The organism is Bradyrhizobium sp. 154 (assembly GCF_023073875.1).
Taxonomy (GTDB): domain Bacteria; phylum Pseudomonadota; class Alphaproteobacteria; order Rhizobiales; family Xanthobacteraceae; genus Bradyrhizobium.
The window spans coordinates 114,718-130,698 of sequence record NZ_JADPKG010000085.1 but is presented as its reverse complement, the minus strand read 5'-3'; the positions used below and the strand labels follow the sequence as shown (position 1 = coordinate 130,698).

19 protein-coding genes are annotated in these 15,981 nt (G+C 63.2%); 10 read left to right on the top strand and 9 right to left on the bottom strand.

The features are described 5' to 3' along the window. Positions 1 to 120: 120 nt before the first annotated feature. A complete protein-coding gene (locus IVA92_RS20210) occupies positions 121 to 1,584 on the bottom strand; it encodes a GH1 family beta-glucosidase (protein WP_247280523.1) in 1,464 nt (487 codons plus the stop codon). A gap of 173 nt (positions 1,585 to 1,757) precedes the next feature. Beyond that, positions 1,758 to 2,711 carry a LysR family transcriptional regulator gene (locus IVA92_RS20205; RefSeq protein WP_247280522.1) on the bottom strand — a complete coding sequence of 318 codons (954 nt, stop codon included), beginning with the start codon at positions 2,709 to 2,711 and terminating at the stop codon, positions 1,758 to 1,760. 83 nt (positions 2,712 to 2,794) lie between these two features. Here IVA92_RS20205 and IVA92_RS20200 point away from each other — a divergent pair, with 83 nt between their 5' ends. Continuing rightward, positions 2,795 to 3,370 carry a nuclear transport factor 2 family protein gene (locus tag IVA92_RS20200; protein WP_247280521.1) on the top strand — a complete coding sequence of 192 codons (576 nt, stop codon included), beginning with the start codon at positions 2,795 to 2,797 and terminating at the stop codon, positions 3,368 to 3,370. A 174-nt stretch (positions 3,371 to 3,544) separates the two neighbouring features. On the opposite strand, the gene IVA92_RS20195 is transcribed toward IVA92_RS20200, so the two are convergent. Next, complete coding sequence (locus IVA92_RS20195) at positions 3,545 to 3,952, bottom strand: hypothetical protein (protein WP_247280629.1); 408 nt, start codon at positions 3,950 to 3,952, stop codon at positions 3,545 to 3,547. A 510-nt stretch (positions 3,953 to 4,462) separates the two neighbouring features. Next, positions 4,463 to 4,807, bottom strand: a complete 345-nt coding sequence (locus tag IVA92_RS20190; protein ID WP_247280520.1) for a hypothetical protein — start codon at positions 4,805 to 4,807, stop codon at positions 4,463 to 4,465. A 337-nt stretch (positions 4,808 to 5,144) separates the two neighbouring features. Here IVA92_RS20190 and IVA92_RS20185 point away from each other — a divergent pair, with 337 nt between their 5' ends. The 3 genes from IVA92_RS20185 to IVA92_RS20175 are packed head-to-tail and all read left to right on the top strand — an operon-like array spanning position 5,145 to position 6,038. Further along, positions 5,145 to 5,411, top strand: a complete 267-nt coding sequence (locus IVA92_RS20185) for a hypothetical protein (RefSeq protein WP_247280519.1) — start codon at positions 5,145 to 5,147, stop codon at positions 5,409 to 5,411. Continuing rightward, positions 5,404 to 5,700 (top strand): hypothetical protein, encoded by a 297-nt coding sequence (locus tag IVA92_RS20180; RefSeq protein WP_247280518.1) that lies wholly within the window; start codon positions 5,404 to 5,406, stop codon positions 5,698 to 5,700. The genes IVA92_RS20185 and IVA92_RS20180 overlap by 8 nt, the downstream gene beginning before the upstream one ends. A 59-nt stretch (positions 5,701 to 5,759) precedes the next feature. Further along, a complete protein-coding gene (locus IVA92_RS20175; RefSeq protein WP_247280517.1) occupies positions 5,760 to 6,038 on the top strand; it encodes a DUF1488 domain-containing protein in 279 nt (92 codons plus the stop codon). A 109-nt stretch (positions 6,039 to 6,147) separates the two neighbouring features. Here the strand turns inward: IVA92_RS20175 and rpsU are convergent, their stop codons facing one another. Continuing rightward, on the bottom strand, positions 6,148 to 6,423 hold the full coding sequence (gene rpsU, locus IVA92_RS20170) for a 30S ribosomal protein S21 (RefSeq protein ID WP_247280516.1): 276 nt from the start codon (positions 6,421 to 6,423) through the stop codon (positions 6,148 to 6,150). Between the two features lie 440 nt (positions 6,424 to 6,863). Here rpsU and IVA92_RS20165 point away from each other — a divergent pair, with 440 nt between their 5' ends. From IVA92_RS20165 to IVA92_RS36070, 3 genes are all read left to right on the top strand, one after another. Then, positions 6,864 to 7,073: a cold-shock protein gene (locus tag IVA92_RS20165; RefSeq protein WP_247280515.1), complete on the top strand. Its 210-nt coding sequence runs from the start codon at positions 6,864 to 6,866 to the stop codon at positions 7,071 to 7,073. Positions 7,074 to 7,170: 97 nt separating this feature from the next. Then, complete coding sequence (locus IVA92_RS20160) at positions 7,171 to 7,407, top strand: transcriptional regulator (RefSeq protein WP_247280514.1); 237 nt, start codon at positions 7,171 to 7,173, stop codon at positions 7,405 to 7,407. A gap of 52 nt (positions 7,408 to 7,459) precedes the next feature. Continuing rightward, on the top strand, positions 7,460 to 7,663 hold the full coding sequence (locus IVA92_RS36070; protein WP_247280513.1) for a hypothetical protein: 204 nt from the start codon (positions 7,460 to 7,462) through the stop codon (positions 7,661 to 7,663). Here the strand turns inward: IVA92_RS36070 and IVA92_RS20150 are convergent. From IVA92_RS20150 to IVA92_RS20140, 3 genes are all read right to left on the bottom strand, one after another. Beyond that, positions 7,642 to 7,854: a hypothetical protein gene (locus tag IVA92_RS20150; RefSeq protein WP_247280512.1), complete on the bottom strand. Its 213-nt coding sequence runs from the start codon at positions 7,852 to 7,854 to the stop codon at positions 7,642 to 7,644. The genes IVA92_RS36070 and IVA92_RS20150 overlap by 22 nt on opposite strands. A 185-nt stretch (positions 7,855 to 8,039) precedes the next feature. Then, positions 8,040 to 10,508 (bottom strand): TonB-dependent receptor, encoded by a 2,469-nt coding sequence (locus IVA92_RS20145; protein WP_247280511.1) that lies wholly within the window; start codon positions 10,506 to 10,508, stop codon positions 8,040 to 8,042. A gap of 163 nt (positions 10,509 to 10,671) precedes the next feature. After that, positions 10,672 to 12,030 (bottom strand): histidine kinase, encoded by a 1,359-nt coding sequence (locus IVA92_RS20140; RefSeq protein ID WP_247280510.1) that lies wholly within the window; start codon positions 12,028 to 12,030, stop codon positions 10,672 to 10,674. A 210-nt stretch (positions 12,031 to 12,240) separates the two neighbouring features. Here IVA92_RS20140 and IVA92_RS20135 point away from each other — a divergent pair, with 210 nt between their 5' ends. Beyond that, positions 12,241 to 12,861, top strand: a complete 621-nt coding sequence (locus tag IVA92_RS20135; protein ID WP_247280509.1) for a response regulator transcription factor — start codon at positions 12,241 to 12,243, stop codon at positions 12,859 to 12,861. Between the two features lie 69 nt (positions 12,862 to 12,930). Next, the gene (gene fghA / locus IVA92_RS20130; protein ID WP_247280508.1) at positions 12,931 to 13,776 is read left to right on the top strand and encodes an S-formylglutathione hydrolase; all 846 of its coding nucleotides are present in this window, start codon (positions 12,931 to 12,933) and stop codon (positions 13,774 to 13,776) included. A 173-nt stretch (positions 13,777 to 13,949) separates the two neighbouring features. Here fghA and IVA92_RS20125 read toward each other — a convergent pair whose 3' ends face one another. After that, the gene (locus IVA92_RS20125) at positions 13,950 to 14,522 is read right to left on the bottom strand and encodes a DUF3280 domain-containing protein (RefSeq protein ID WP_247280507.1); all 573 of its coding nucleotides are present in this window, start codon (positions 14,520 to 14,522) and stop codon (positions 13,950 to 13,952) included. A gap of 59 nt (positions 14,523 to 14,581) precedes the next feature. On the opposite strand from IVA92_RS20125, the gene IVA92_RS20120 reads away from it, so the two are divergent. After that, positions 14,582 to 15,763: an ABC transporter substrate-binding protein gene (locus tag IVA92_RS20120; protein WP_247280506.1), complete on the top strand. Its 1,182-nt coding sequence runs from the start codon at positions 14,582 to 14,584 to the stop codon at positions 15,761 to 15,763. The last annotated feature ends 218 nt before the right edge of the window (positions 15,764 to 15,981 follow it).

Genomic DNA, 15,981 nt, shown 5'->3' with positions numbered 1-15,981 from the left:
GCGTGTGCACCCCTCACCCGGATTTTCCGCTACGCGTAAAATCGGGCTAGGGGCATGCGATCTGAGCGATCGGGCGCGAAAGCCTCAGCGACGTCATGGATCTACACGGGAAGAAGGCGCTCACACACCCGCCGCGTTGTTCGCGATCACGTTGCGGTAGAAGCTGGCGCTGAGCTTTGGGGTGCGGACCTGGGTGTCGAAATTGACGTGGTAGAGGCCGAAGCGCTTGTTCAGCCCGTACACCCATTCGAAATTATCCATCAGGCTCCAGAGGAAGTAGCCGCGCACCGGCACACCCTCAGTGGTGGCGCGCTGGAGCTGGGCGAGATAGTTGCGCAGATACATGATGCGATCGGTGTCGTAGATCTTGCCGTCGGCCGTGACGACGTCATCGCTGGAGGTGCCGTTCTCGCTGATATAGATCGCGTCGGTCTTCCAGATCTTCGCAGCCAGCTTCGGGACCCAGTAGATCGTCTCGGGACCGACGCGCAACCAGTCCGAGTTCATGTGCGGGAACGATTTCGGGATCGGCAGCGGCATGAAGCCGGCACCCTGGTCGGAAGCCACCACATAGTTCTGCGGCGCGTAGATGTTGAGGCCGAGGAAATCGACCGGCGAGGAGATGATCTTCAGCTCCGCATCGGTATATTTCGGCGCGTTGGGCCCGGCGAATTTCAGGAAGGCGTCGGTATACTTGCCCGTCATGATGACGTTGAGATAGCCGGCATTCATCTCGCGCAGCGCGATTCCCGCGGCGCGGACGTTCTCCGGCGTGTCGATCGCGGGCGCACAGGCGTCGATGTTCTCGGCCGGCCCTACGCGGGTGCCGCGGCGGCCATGGGCGCGCACCGCCTGCACGGCGAGCCCGTGCGCGAGCGCACTGTTGTGCCTGATCTGGTTGACCTCGGCCTGCGGCAGCGTCAAGCCCGGCGCGTCGATGCCGATGCCATAGCCAAAATAGACGAAGCGGCCGCTCTCGTTCAGCGTGAACACGTTCTTGACCCGGTCGGTCAGATGCTTGGCGACATAGGCCGCATAGTCGCCGAAGATCTTGCAAGTCTCGGTCGAGCGCCAGCCGCCAAAACGGTCCTGGAGCGATTGCGGCAGGTCCCAATGATACAGTGTCAGCCACGGCTCGATGCCGTTCTTGAGGAGCTCGTCGATCAGGCGGTTGTAGAAGTCGAGCCCCTTCAGATTGGGCTTGCCGTCGCCGTCCGGAAACACCCGCGGCCAGGCCACCGAGAAGCGATAGGCCTTGCAGCCGAGCTCCTTGATGAGCGCGACATCCTCCTTGTAGCGTTGATAATGCTCGTTGGCGCGGTCGCCATTGGTGCCGTCCTCAATCTTGCCGGGGATGCGGACAAACTTGTCCCAGATCGAGGCCCCTCGCCCATCCTCGTTGACCGCACCCTCGACCTGATAGGACGAGGTCGCCGTGCCCCAGAGGAAGCCTGCGGGGAAGCCGTTTCCGCTGCGCGGCGGCGATACCGGCTTGACCTCGAGGGCTTGAAGCGGACTCGCAACTCCGGCTGCGGACAATCCCGCCAGCTTGGCAAACTGGCGACGCGAGACGGGGTCCGACATTGATGCTGCTCCGCTTTCTTCATTTGGGCCCGGCACAATGAACAGTTCCGGGCCGTTTGAGAAGCGCATGCAGGAGGACCCAGATCCGGCAAGCGTTGGTGACGCAGCAGGCACGATGTCGTCCATTTTCCTGCGTCGGCTGAACACCTCTCGTGTTTTCAGGGCCGGCGATCTTAGGGCCGGGTTGTTCCGACTGAACCGACCACAACCTGCATCAGCCAGGCGATGCCGGCGTCTCTCATCGCTGCCTTGGTTGCGATGGCCCGGATCGTATCCGGTTTGCGGGCGAAAGGCAGCTCGACAAACACCAAGCCGAAGCGGCCGGCATGGTGCTCCACCAGTCGGCGCGGCAACGCTGCGATCAGATCAGACCCAGAAAGCTGGACAAGCGCCATCATGAAATTCGGGACCGTTAGGGCGATGCGGCGTTCGAGGCCACGCTTTGCCAACATCTCGTCGACGAAACCACGCGGTTCACCGCTGAGAGACACCAGCAGGTGCTGTGATTGCGAGAATGCAGCACGGGGTGGCGCTGTTGCCAAGGGATGTCCCCTGCGCATGGCCAGCACGAACTCCTCCTCATAGAGCCTGCGTGCCTCGAAACGCGATGATACCGCCGGCAGCGGCAGCATTGCGATATCGAGCTCGCGTGTTTCGAGCATGTCGAGACTTTGGTGCCAGGGCTCTCCGATCGCGCCGCCGCGCGGCGCAGGCATCAGATGGATCAGCCCGATGTCAATGTGAGGTGCCGCAGTCGCGATCGAACGCAAGAGCGGAACGGTTGTGGAGACCAGGACGGCGTCGGGGGCGCCAATCGTGAACCGACGGCTGCTTTTCACAGGGTCGAACGGCGCAGCCGACCCGATCAGCTGTTCGACACGCGCGATGATCTCGGCCACCGGCTCCCCAAGCTCCAACGCCCGCGCCGTTGGAACGACGCCCTTCGGTGTCCGCAGGAACAGCGGATCGTTCAGCAGAAGCCGGAGCCGGCCAAGCGCATGGCTGACAGCCGACGGCGTCAGGCTCAGCCGAGCGGCTGCGCGCGCGACATGACGTTCTTCCAGAACGACGCGGAAGAGCACGAGCAGATTCAGATCAATCCTGGATAGATCAATTTTCTTCAGCATATTGCTGAAATCATATCGCTGGATTCATCAAGATCAAGGCCGCATGGATCGGGCTCGCTCGCCGTTTGATCAGGAGTCCTGAAATGACCAAGAGACCGCCCGGGGTGAACAAATCGCCAGGCTCGCCGGAGGCGATGTCGCGGCGCTCGATGATTGCCGCTACGGCTGCGCTTCCTCTGTCCGCCCAGCTTTCGGCCGATGCGGCCGCCGGGAACGACGTGATAGCCAGCCTCATCGAACGCGCCCGCGAGAAGAATGCCGCCTTCATGCGTGGCGACATGGATCGCTGGTTCCAGCTTGTCCGCATTGCGCCGGATTTCACGCTGATGCAGCCCTTCGGCGGTCCTGCAAGTCGCGGATTCGACGCCAGCCCGAAGCGCTTGGCTGACCTATCGCGATATTTCAGGGAAGGCGAAACCGAACTCGAGGTTTTGCAAACCTATGCATCGAGCGAGCTCGTCGTTCTCGTTATGGTCGAACACCAGCGGGCCGAGGTGGGCGGGTTGGCGGCTCAAGACTGGTCGCTGCGCGTGACTGAAGTCTACCGCAAGGATGGCACGGATTGGCAACTCGTGCACCGTCATGCGGATCCGCTGGTCCGAAGCATCACCTTGCAACAAGCGGCGATACTCGCCCGGGGTTGGAGGGAGGAAAAATGATCTCCCTCGCCTCGCTGGAGCAGCCAACTGACTCAGAACGTCGCCGTATTCCGCGTGAAACGTCCCCCTGCTGGTTGGCGCGCGCGGGGGGATTCTGCGTCGCCATGCCTGAAGTTTGCAGGGCGTTAGGTGGCAAGGCTTCGACGAGCGGTTTCGTCGCGATGGCGCACGCGCTCAGCGCGAGCGCTTCGGCAACTTCGGCAGCTTGTCGGGATTGAACTCCGGCATCTGCCCGGCTCGTTCAGGTGCCGGTGGCTGCTGTTCAGTCAGGATGAGCGTGCCCTGGAGGATCATTCCCGGGACTTGTATCGCTGTCGCCGTGTAACTCGCGATCTTGCCGGGGCAGCTTCCTTCGATGTGCAGCGTGAGCTCATCGTCGTTGCCGAACACCGTTGCGCGGCCGTCGGTATGGCGCTTGGTCGATACCGTGGCGGTGAAGCGATCGCCATCGACGTGACAGGAGCCATGATACGTCATCAGGCTGTCGCGGCCCCAGATTTGTCCGTCTGCGACATGGACGATCCCGGTGCCCTGGTCGAGCGGCGTCTTGTACCAAGCCGCGTAGGTGCCGTCCTTCAGCATGGGAGCCATCTCCGCCTGGTACTCCTGAGCGGATAGTCCGCAGCATCAGTGCTAAGAAAGCGTTAATCGCGCGGCCCGTGCCAATCCGGTTGGTCCCTCCGCAGCTCGGCCTCGAGCTCCTCGATGATGCTGTGAAGCAGACATGCGGCGAGCGGATCTGTCACTTCCCGCTCCAGGCGCCGATAGCGTGCGATCTTGAATTCCTGCTCTCGCAACTGGTGCTCTGTCATCAGCCGGGCCCTCCGACAAACCGACGCAGAACCGGCCGGGGAGTTTCGTTAAAATTTTCGGATCATTCGCGATGGTTTCTGTTTGGTTAAAGACAATACGCGGCGAGGAATTCAGGGTGCCGATCTTGTTCAAGCCAGGTCGCTTGGGAAAAGCGGACATGGGAACCCCGACGCGCCGCCCGCTACGGACGAACAGGCGACATCAGAAGTTGCGAGTTAATTAGGAGAGTCAATTCGAGCGGCGCCTCGAGCTCGCCCGTCCCTTCGGCCTCGTTCCTCGCTACTTCTTTTTCACCGTCCCGAAATCCGGCTGCCAAGCGGCTTCCTTGCGGTTCGGCGCCGCAGCGATCACCTTGGCCTTTTCCTTCTTCGGCTTCTTGGCTTCGCGATTGCCGCGTTGCTGGCCCTTCGCCATGTCGCTCTCCTTTGGTGGTTTGAGTTCGTCGAGTTCGTTCGACTGCAGCACCCGTCCGCGCGGAGTGCAGACCCTAACGTCCATGTAGCCTTCGCGCAGCAGTCTTCGCGCAAGCCGCAGCGCGACCGTTGCACTGCCGCGGCCGAGATTGGAGCTGCCGTATTCGTTGGTTCCGCTGACCAGATATGGCACGCGGGTTGTCCTAGCCATTGAGGACGGGGGCTCCGCATACGAGAAGCAGCAAAAACAACGGAACGATCACCGGCGGCACGATCCATTCCGAGATGCGAACACGCGACATCGAATGCTCCTGCGAGGCCTTCGGCGGGAGCACACGTGACCCTCAGTCACCGGTCGAAGCCGTTGAGATGTGCGGTGATGGTGGCGAGGCTACGCCCGCGCCGAGCCAATAGCGAGCGTTAAATGCCGCGCGGGCGACGGCTCCGCCGCGACATCTTCATTTGCCGGCTAGTCACGATAATGCTGGCTATTGCCATGCGAAGGGCGCATGGTCGCGACAGCCTTCACTTGCGAAAGGCAGGCGTGCATGACCATCCGTTCGCGGCGAGAAACCGTCAAGTTCAAGCATCCGTTCCGCATCCGCGGCATCGAGCGAACCTTGCCGGCCGGCGCCTATGAGGTCGTCACAGACGAGGAGACGATCGAGGGCCTGACCTTCTCGGCCTATCGCCGCATTGCCACAATGATCACGGTGCCCGCCGAAGGCGCTTGCGGCGCCACGGAGATGCTGTCGATCGGCTCGATCGATCTTGCGAACGCACAAGCCGCGGACGCGAGCATCACCAATGACTGACCGGCCGGTCGATCTCGACAAGCGTCGCGGCATGGCCGCGCAGAAGGCAACCGACCTGCGCCGTGCGTTGGCTGACGTGGAGGCGCATCTCCGCGAGCTCCGCGAGCGTGAAGCCGATCTCGAAAACCGCATGATGACGGTGCCAGCCGCGTCCTGGCCGGAGGCGGCAGTGAAGGCGCGCCATCTGCTCAACCTCTATGCTGCGAGTCTGCCTTCCGAGGATACGCGCCATCGCGCGCTAGTGGCAGCACTGTTCGACGATTTCGCCCGGCTGTCGGGCGAGGTCTGAGGCGAACGACGGCCGCCCCGCATTCTCGACATGCCGCAATTAGGTTAACGGAGCAAGCCATGACATTGACCAGCGGCCGCTTTATCGGCCACGAATACGACCGAATGATCGTCCGGTTCTCGATGCATGACGGTGCCCGGGAGATTCCTTGCGCGATCTCGACCTCTGCGATGGACGACCTCGAGCGCGGCCCGCAAGTCAAACCCGAGCAGCGGGAGGCCCAGTTCAGCCGATTGCGGGATCGCATCGAAGCATGCGCTGCGAGCAAATATCGTGCGACGGAGTTCGAGGGCACGCCGCCAGGCATTGTGCTGCGAGGCATCGATTTCAGGTCATAAGCAACGACAGCACCGCGACCGGCCTTCTTGCGGCGTCACAAGTGACGCCACCATCATGTTATGAGACCGACATGCCGTTGCTGCGGAGTCTCCGGAACGAGGATTCTTTCTACTCCGCGCGCGCCTTGATCTCCGGCAGTGGCGCCTTGCGCTCGAAGGGCTTCTTCTTGGGCGGCGCGGGCAGCAAGCCCTCCCTGATCGCCTGCTTGCGAGCGAGCTTGCGGGCCCGGCGGATGGCCTCGGATTTCTCGCGGGTCTTTCGCTCCGACGGCTTTTCGTAGGAACGCCGCTGTTTCATTTCCCGGAAGACGCCCTCGCGTTGCATCTTCTTCTTGAGAACGCGGAGCGCCTGGTCGACGTTGTTGTCTCTGACAAGTACGTGCAATTGATCATCCTCGCTGGGGGCTGCGAATGCGACACGTCCTGCAGGGCAGCCAATTGCGCAGGAGCTTCATTGCGATTTTTGAGGATAGCGGCGGCGACATTCATCGCGGCTTCGGACGAGCCGATCTGCTTGTCACAGCGATGCAGCTTGGTGACACCAACGTGACCACTGTCGTGCTGTGCTGTCAATCGCTAACGTCTTGCTTGCAGGCCGGCAGACAGACGCGAAGTGCTGCGATCGGAACACCCGAGGAGCCTCGCAGAAACAAATTGGCTTGCGTCCTTGCGAAATCGCGAATGTGATGTATATTGACCTTGTTCGATTAGCCGCTGTGCCTTGTTGAATGCGCCCCGCGGGCTCCTTTTCCAAAGACATCGACGAAGTTGAAGATAACCGCGTGATTGTCGCGCGGAACGCGTTCGCGCGCTTTGGAGAAGAAAATGACGACAGGTACTGTGAAGTGGTTCAACGGCCAAAAGGGCTTCGGTTTCATTCAGCCGAACGATGGTAGCAACGATGTGTTCGTTCACATCAGCGCCGTCGAACGCGCCGGTCTGGCGGGCCTCGGAGAAGGCCAAAAGGTCAATTTCGAGGTCAAGACCGACAAGATGCGAGGCAAAGTCAGCGCTGAGAACCTCTCGCTGGCTTGATATCGTGGCGCCGTTTCACGGATGTACTGAAACGGCCCCCCTGCCCGCTCGATCTTCGGATTGAGCGGGTTTTGTCTGTTGCCAGGCCGGGTGAGCAATGAGCCCCAAGAAATCGGCAGACCTGTCACCCGAAGGCATCGCGCGTCTAAATCGTAAGCAGCTGGCCGCCGAAGAGGGAGCGCGCGCATTGGCGGATGCCGAAAGACAGGCTATCGAGATTCGCAAGAACATGGCGCGGCTCCGCGAGGTGCGCGAGGCCAAGGAAGCGGCCGATGAAGCTGTTCGAATAGCTTTGCCGGCACCCAAGAAGCGTTCGAGGAAGCCGGCGCGATAGTCGCCTTCAACGCCACCGCCGAAACTTAAAGGGGCCGATCACATGCCGGAAAGTGCAGGTCGTGCCTAGAATCCCGCCAGATCACGGAACCATCACTTTCTTTCTCGCTTCCGGCGCAAATCGGCAGATGTGCCGGCTCGCGACGACATTCAACACGCGGAAGCAGGCCATCAGCTATCTCCAGAAGCATCGAACGGAGTTCGAGCGCATGGCGCCAGACGCGACATCGTTCTGTCAGGGCTTCGAGGGCTTTTGATCCCACGGGCGCTTGCCGTCCGCGTCTCGATCCCAGGGCCGCGCTGTGGGTGCACTCTTTTCGGCCTCGGCCGCTTTCGCGCGGTCATGCTTAACCTGTTCGCGATCGGTAAAGGGCGGGTTTTGAGTGGAACTGACTTGAGCAAGGACCGGAACTGTGGTGACCAGCGCAATCATAATGAATTTTATCATCCCCGTGTCTAGCACCGATATCGGAACGCGTCCGATTTAGTTTGTCCGCTCGCCTTTTTCAGGCTGCAGAGCTTGGCCTCTCTCCTCTTGGCTGTCCGCACAGCGCCGGTACTCCTCCGCCAATTCCCGCAATGCAGGTGCGAGTCCGCCTCAGGCCGTAGCGGAAGGCAGTGCATCGAGCACGCCTAGAACGTCACCCGCATGCCCGCATAGAACGCCCGGGGCCTTGCCGGGCTGAGCGAGCGCGGGTCGGTGAATTCTGCGCCGCCATTGGTGAAATTGGGCACGGCCTCGCGGTCGAAGAACTGTCCGTAGGTCGCGTAACGCTTGTCGAAGACGTTGTCGATGCGGCCGTAGAGCTGGACGTTCTTTGCGACCTGATAGGAGGTGTGGAGGTTAAAGACCGTATAGGACGGCAGCTTCGCGTATTGGTTGGACTCATCGCCGACCAGATACTGGTTGGAGACGAACAGCGCGTTGCCGCCGACCTTCCAGACGTCGGTCACAGAGTAATCGACGCCGACCTTGACGCGATGGCGCGGGACCGCGGGGATCTGGTTGCCGGGCAAAACCCGGATGGTCTCGGTGGCCGGATCGGCAAACGGGCTTTCCGAGCCGAGTTCGAGCGGGTCAAGGAAGCGCGCGTCGACGAAGGCGTAGCTCGCCTGGAACTGGAGCGCCGGAGACTTGATGTTGACTTCGGCTTCGAGCCCCTGCCGCCGCGTCCGGCCGACATTGGAAAAATAACCGAAGCCTGTGCGCCCGACGGCGGGTACCGCAAGGATGTCGTCGTGATTGGTGGCGCGGAAGCCGCCGATCTTCCATCCGAGCGTGCCGATGTTCAGCTCCTTGGTGCCGCGCAGGCCCGCTTCCACGGTCTTCGACACGACCTGCTTCAGCGGCGGATCGGAGACGAGAAACGCTGCGATCAGGCAGGGACGGGCTGGATCGGAGCAGCCGAGCTCGAGCGGCGTCGGCACGCGGTTGGCTTCGGAATAGCCGGCGTAGGCGGTCAGCTCGGGAGTGATCTTGTAGGTGCCGCCGATCACCGGGTTGAAGCGGGCGAAGGTGTGATCGCCGTTGAGCGCAGTGCCGAGCTGATCTTCCAGCGTGATGCGCGCCACGTTGAAGCGACCGCCGCCGGTGATGGCGAAGGCATCCGTGACGTTGAACGTGTCCATCGCGTAGAGGCCGTTATATTGGTTGACGGTCCGCAGCGAGACAGGACCGGCAACGGGATCTGGTAAGCCGGTCGGCCCCAGGAAGACACCGCTGCCGCTGACGACGTAGTTTTCTGCAATCGAGCCGATCTCGGCGGTGGCGTTGTAGCGCGTGACACCGGTGTCATAGGTTGCGCCCATCACGAAGCGGTTGTCGTGCCCGAACAGCTGATCGGTGTTGGTGGCCTGTCCCGAAACGCCGAAGGTGGTCGAACGGATCGTGCCCCGGTCGATCTCGCCGAGGATCGTTCCCGGCGCAAACGGATTGGCAAGCTGCACGCCGTTCACGCCGTTTGCGGGCGTGGTGTCATCGCCGAAGCACAGCAGCGTCGGATCTGCACCGCACGCCTGCGCATCGGTCGGGTTTCCGTCGACGATCTTCTGCTCGTAGCGGCGCACATGCGCGGTGCCTTCGAGCGTCCAGGTCGGCGTCGCATCGACCTTTCCGGTCAGGTTGAGATAGCCAACGCGGTTCGAGGTGATCTGCGGTGTGGTGTAGGTCGCGCCCCAATATTTTTCGAGCAGCTCGGCGGGAACGGTGGCGCTGGCGCCGAAATCGTTTTTGGCCACTCCCATGTTGGCGTGGAATTCGCTGTCGCCCGCCTTGTAGCCGACATCGCCGTAGAAGCGCCGCACGTCCGATCGGGAGAAGTTGCGAAAGCCGTTGTCGTGCAGCCCTTCGAGCGCGCCGTAGACGGCGTAATTCTTGTCGACCTGCTTGCCCCATTGCGCCGAGCCCTGGATGCGACCGAACGAGCCTCCCATGACATCGAGCTCCGCACCCTGATAGGTGAAGCCGTCCTTCATTTGCAGGTTGATGGCACCGCCCAGCGCATTGAGACCGAAGGCGGGATTGTTGGTCACCAGCGTCACCGACCTGATCGCGGCGGTGGGGATCAGGTCCCAATTGACGGCGTCGGAGAAGGCTTCGTTGATGCGGACGCCGTTCTGGTACACCGCAAGGCCTTGCGGCGTGCCGGTCACGGGCGAAGCGACGAAGCCGCGGAATTCGACGTCGGGCTGAAACGGATTGCCGGTGACTTCGCTGATGTTGACGCCGGCGATGTTGTCGCGCAGCGCGTCGGTGACGTTCAGGGAGCCGGTGCGCTTGATCTGGCTGGCATCAACGGCGTTGATCGCCGACGGGACCTTGTCAACATCAAGACCTCTGCCGGTGCCCGGCGCGGTCGGATAGACGTAAATGCGCGTCCTGGGGCTGGCGGACCCCGGCGTTCCGACGCGTGCGACCGGTCGCGACGGCGTCGTGCGCCTCGTCGCCGACGGTGGCGCGGTCACTTCGACCGGTGGCAGGTTCTGAACGTTGGTCTCCTCATCCTGCGCGGCCGCGGCAGGGTGCGCGAACAACCCGGACACCAGCCCCGTCGAGATCGAAGCCATCAATAAACGACGCTTGAACCAGAGACCCTTGCCCATCCCGCCTTCCCATCCGTGACGACCGGCTGTTGTGATTTTCCGCCGTTCGGTCGAGATGAGTGTATTCGGCCGCAATGAGCGCGCCAGCCACAAAAGATCGGGCGATATCCGCGCTCGTTTTCCCGATAAAATCGGGAATTTTTCCCGATCGTTTCGGGCACGATCAGGCCGCCGCCGTCGGAACCAGCGCTTCCACGGTCAAACCGTTCTCGCCAGAGACGACATTGAGGGTACCGCCCAGTGCCAGGATCCGCTCGCGCATGCCCACGAGACCGAAGCCGAGCTTCTGACCCGGCTCCATGCCGCGGCCATTATCGCTGACCCGTACCCGGGCGCAGACGCGGCCGTCGCGCCCGTGCTGCCCGGCCGGCTCGATGACAACGTTGACCGCGGTCGCGCCGGCATGGCGGAACACGTTGGTGAGCGCCTCTTGCACGATGCGGTAGATGGTGAGGTCGGCAGTCTCGCCGGTCGCGCCCAGCGCCGGCGAGATCGAGGTCTCGATGGTGACCTCGGGATGCGACTCCCGCCATAGCCGCGATAGCGATTCGAGCGCCTGGCGCAGGCCAAGCTCGGCGAGGCCGACGGGCCGGAGGCGCTCCAGCACGCGGCGGGTGAACTGCTGGAGCGCGTTGATCTGCTCCAGCAAGGCGCTGCCGTGCTTTCGCACCGCCTCCGCACTCGGCGCCCGTCCGTCCGCCAGCTTCGCCAGCGCGCTGGCATGAGCGCGCAGCGAGAACAGATACGGTCCGAACTCGTCATGCAGCTCGCGCGCGATCTCCTTGCGCTCGACGTCCTGGAGCGACACCGCACGCTCGGCAAGGCGCCGCTTGTCCTCGACCGCCTCGCCGAGCGCTGCTGCGAGATGATTGAGCTTGCCGCAGATGGCGCCGAGCTCGGGCGCACCGCCTGGGGTGACCCGCGCGTCATAATGCCCGCCCTCGATCTCGGACATCGTCTCGGCCAACGACTGGAGCGGCGCCAGAGCCCGGCCGACCACATTCATCATCACCAGGAACACCACCACCGCGATGACCGAGCCGACCTCGAGCTGGGTCACGATGCTGTCCCAGATCTCGGCAATTTCGTCGTTCGGATGCGAGGTGATCACGAGCGAGCCGGGCTTGCCATGGATCGAGACGGGCACGCTGACGGCGGTCTGCTCGGGATGAACCAGGCTGACGAACCAAGCCGGCGGCCCGCGCGTGTCGGCGTCGGCATCGGCCCGGGGCGGCGTCAGCGGATTTCCGCCGGCGTCATGGAGCGCGATGCTGACATGGCGCAGGCGACTGAGATCACGCGCAATCTGGTTCAGCCGGGCGTCCGGATCGGGCGCCTCGTTCAGGTCCGCCACGATCATCTCGATGAACTCGCGTGCGAGCCGGATCACGCTCTGGTCCTCGGCCTGCACGCGCGGCCCCGCCTCCGCGACCTGGCGGCCGATATTGACGGCCAGCCCCAGCGCCAGCAGCAGCGCCAGCAACAGGTTGATGCGCCCGCGCAAGGAAAGATTTTGCCACATTGGTATCGCTCGTGCCCCGCGAAGGTTCTGCCCCGCCTCTCCGATGACGTTGACAGAGGCGAAGCGGCGGATATCTAATCGGAAGCGTACAGCAATCCCGGCCGGGTTGCATGAGGCGACATGAGACGCGCGCGTCTAGCCTGGTCGGCCTCATGCGGCGCAGAACAGGCAGTTTCTATCAGGGAGAACGCGCTGTCGCGGGGAACGCCTATGCGCATTCTGATCGTCGACGATCATCCCATCGTCGCCTCCGGCTGCCGTGCCGTGCTGGCCGACGCGGGCGAGATCGAGATTTTGGAGGCTGCCGACGCCGAAGACGGCGAGTGCGTGTTCATCGTCGAACGCCCCGACCTCTGCATCATCGACATCAACCTGCCGACCGTCTCCGGCTTCGAGCTCGCGCGCCGCATCCTCGAGCGCGCGCCTGAGGCCCGCATCATCATGTTCAGCATGAACGACGATCCCGCCTTTGCGGCGCGCGCGATCGAATGCGGCGCCAAGGGCTACGTCTCCAAAACCGGCGACCCCGACGACCTCGTCGAGGCGATCCGCGCCGTCGGGAGCGGCGGCACGTACCTCCCGAGCGCGATCGCGCGCAGCATTGCCTTTGCGGGACCGGCGCTGGCGCAAAGCCCGCTGTCGAAGCTGAACGCACGCGAGATGGAGATCCTGCGGCTGCTCAGCGCCGGAAAAAGTCTGTCCGAGATCGCCTGGCTGGTGCAATCGTCCTACAAGACGGTGGCCAATACGTCCTCGATCATGCGCCAGAAGCTGGGCGTGAAGACCTCGGTCGAGCTGGTGCGGCTGGCGATCGACAGCGGCGTTGCCTGACATCGCCACAAATTTCGGTCACACAAGCGTTGCAATCTTGATGTGGCGAGATGCCACGGAGCTTTGGGCATGACGATTCAGACTGTCTCGACGAACAAATCCTATGGCGGCGTCCAGGGTGTCTATCGACACGCGAGCCAGACGACCGGAACGGACATGACGTTCTCGGTCTATATTCCACCGCACGCGGACGGCGCCAAGCTGCCCGTGGTCTGGTATCTCTCCGGGCTCACCTGCACGCATGCCAACGTCACCGAAAAGGGCGAATTCCGCAAAGCCTGCGCCGAGCTCGGCCTGATCTTCGTCGCGCCCGATACCAGTCCGCGCGGGACCGACGTGCCGGGTGATGCCAACAACGCCTACGATTTCGGCCTGGGCGCCGGCTTCTACGTCGACGCGACGCAAGAGCCGTTCTCCCGCAACTATCGCATGTGGAGCTACGTGACGGACGAGCTGCCGAAGCTGGTGGCGGCGAATTTTCCGGTCGACGCCAAGCGACAATCGGTGATGGGCCATTCGATGGGCGGCCACGGTGCGCTGACGGTGGCCCTGCGCAATCCGCACCGTTTTCGCGCGGCAAGCGCTTTCGCCCCGATCGTGGCGCCCTCGCTCGTGCCCTGGGGCATCAAGGCGTTGACCGGTTATCTCGGGCTGAACAAGGACGCCTGGCGCAGCCACGACACGGTTGCGCTGATCGAGGACGGCGCGAAGTTTTCGGGCTTTCTGGTCGATATCGGCGAGGCCGACAATTTCCTGAAAGAACAGCTCAAGCCGGAACTGCTCGAAGCCGCCTGCACCAAGGCGAGTATCCCGCTGACGCTGCGGCGTCAGGCAGGCTATGACCACAGCTATTATTTCATCTCGACCTTCATGAGCGATCATCTGCACTGGCACGCGGAAAGATTGACGGCGTGATCCTTCTTGCCCTCCCCTGGAGGGGAGGGTCGCCTCGCGTCGAGCGAAGCGAGAGGTGAAGCGGGGTGGGGTGATCTCTCCACTCGGGCACCGCCTCAAGGGAGAGACTGTCACCCCACCCCGCTAGCGCTCCGCGCGATCGACCCTCCCCTCCCAGGGGAGGGTAAGAGCCCCTACTCCGGCTTGCCGTAATTCGGTGCCAGCAACCGGTTGCGGATCAGATAGCTCATCGTGCGCGTCCAGGCTTCGTCGCTGTTGCCGCGCATGTCGGCGCTGGCGACCGTGATCACGTTGCCGGTCTTCACGTCGCGCAGATAGATGTTCAGATTGATGATCAGGTTCGAGACCTTCTGCACCATGCCGGTGATTTCTAAGTCGGCGCCGAGCTGCCCGGCGAGCTTAAGGTCGCAGCCGCCGCAGGCCTGCAGGTTGGCGTGACGGGCGGCATCCCTGATTGGCGCGATGTCGAGCACCTGGAACTTGCCTGAGTCAGCCAGTTCCTTGCGCAGCTGCTCGCTGATGCGCTCCAGCCGCGCCTCTTCAAGCTTCGAGCCGTAGAACTCGCCGGGCAGGCTGGTGTCGATCAGCTCGAAATCGAACACCGCGAGTTTCGGCGGATCGGCGAACGCGGCCGATCCCGTCAACAGTAGTGCGGCGAGACATATCAGCGCTCGCACGATCGTGATTCCAGTCCCCGCGCCTGCGAGGACGAAATGCGGGGTTGCATGCCCTGACAAATTGGTCATGCTTTAGCAGAGACAATTCTCCACCAGCGGTCAAGCCGGGGGGAACGCCTGGAGGAAACATGATCCGATGGTTGGTCGGCCTGATCGGCTTGGGTGCTGCCGCGGCGAGTGCGCTCGCGGCCGACCCTGTCATGATCGGCGTCGGCTATCTCGGCGTCGCCGGCACCAGATCGACGCTGTCGCTGGTCGAGCAGCCCGCGGAGAATGACGGCATCGCCGGCGCCCGCCTCGCCATCGAGGACAACAACACCACGGGGAAATTCCTCAACCAGCGTTTCACGCTGGAGGAGCGCCGCATCGGGGAAGGCGAGGACGTGGTGCAGGCTGCGACCGCGCTCGCCGAGAAGAACGGCTTCATCATCGCCGACCTGCCGGCCGATGCGCTGCTGAAAGTCTCGGACGCCCTGCGCGATCGCGGCACGCTGCTGTTCAATGCAGGCGCAATCGACGAGCGGCTGCGCGAGGCCGATTGCCGCGCCAACGTCATCCACACCGCACCGACGCGCGCGATGCTGGCGGATGCGCTCGGCCAATATCTGGTGTGGAAGCAGTGGAAGCGCTGGCTGCTCGTGGTCGGCTCGCATGAGGAGGACAAGCTGTTCGCCGATGCGCTCAGGCGCACCGCGACGCGGTTCGGCGCCAAGATCGTGCAGGAGCGCACGTTTGAAGACAAAGGCGGCGCGCGGCGCACCGACTCGGGCGTGACGCTGATCCAGCGCCAGATGCCGGTGTTCACGCAACAGGCGCCGGCCTATGACGTGCTCGTTGTCGCCGACGAGAGCGAGGTGTTCGGCGCGTACCTTCCCTATCGCACCTGGGATCCGCGGCCCGTCGCGGGCTCGGCCGGTCTCGTGCCGCGCAGCTGGGACGCGGCGCAGGATCAATGGGGCGCGATCCAGATGCAGAACCGCTTCGTCAAGCTGAACTCGCGGCGCATGACCGCGCTCGACATGCAGGCCTGGACCGCGGTGCGCATGATCGGCGAAGCCACCTCGCGCACCAATTCCGGCGAGGTCAAGAAAGTCGCCGATTTCATCAAGGGCCCGGATTTCTCGGTCGCCGCCTTCAAGGGGACGCGGCTCACCCTGCGCGACTGGAATCTCCAGCTTCGCCAGCCGATCCTGCTGGTCGACGGCCGCATGGTGGTGTCGGTCTCGCCGCAGGAGGGATTCCTGCACCAGGTCTCCGAGCTCGACACGCTCGGCTACGACCGTCCGGAGAGCAAATGCAAGCTGAAGTGAGCAATTTGAGATGAGTTCGAGCCGCCACCGCGACGACGCTGCGCCCCCTCCCCCGCTTGCGGGGGAGGGTTGGGAAGAGGGTGTCTCAGTAAGGAAGACTCCCCAAGAGGAGCGAGCCCTCTCCCGCATCGCATCTGTCGATGCGATACGACCTCCCCCGCAAGCGGGGGAGGTGAAGGCAGCCCGCGCACAACCTCAGCGCATCGAAGTGCAACGTC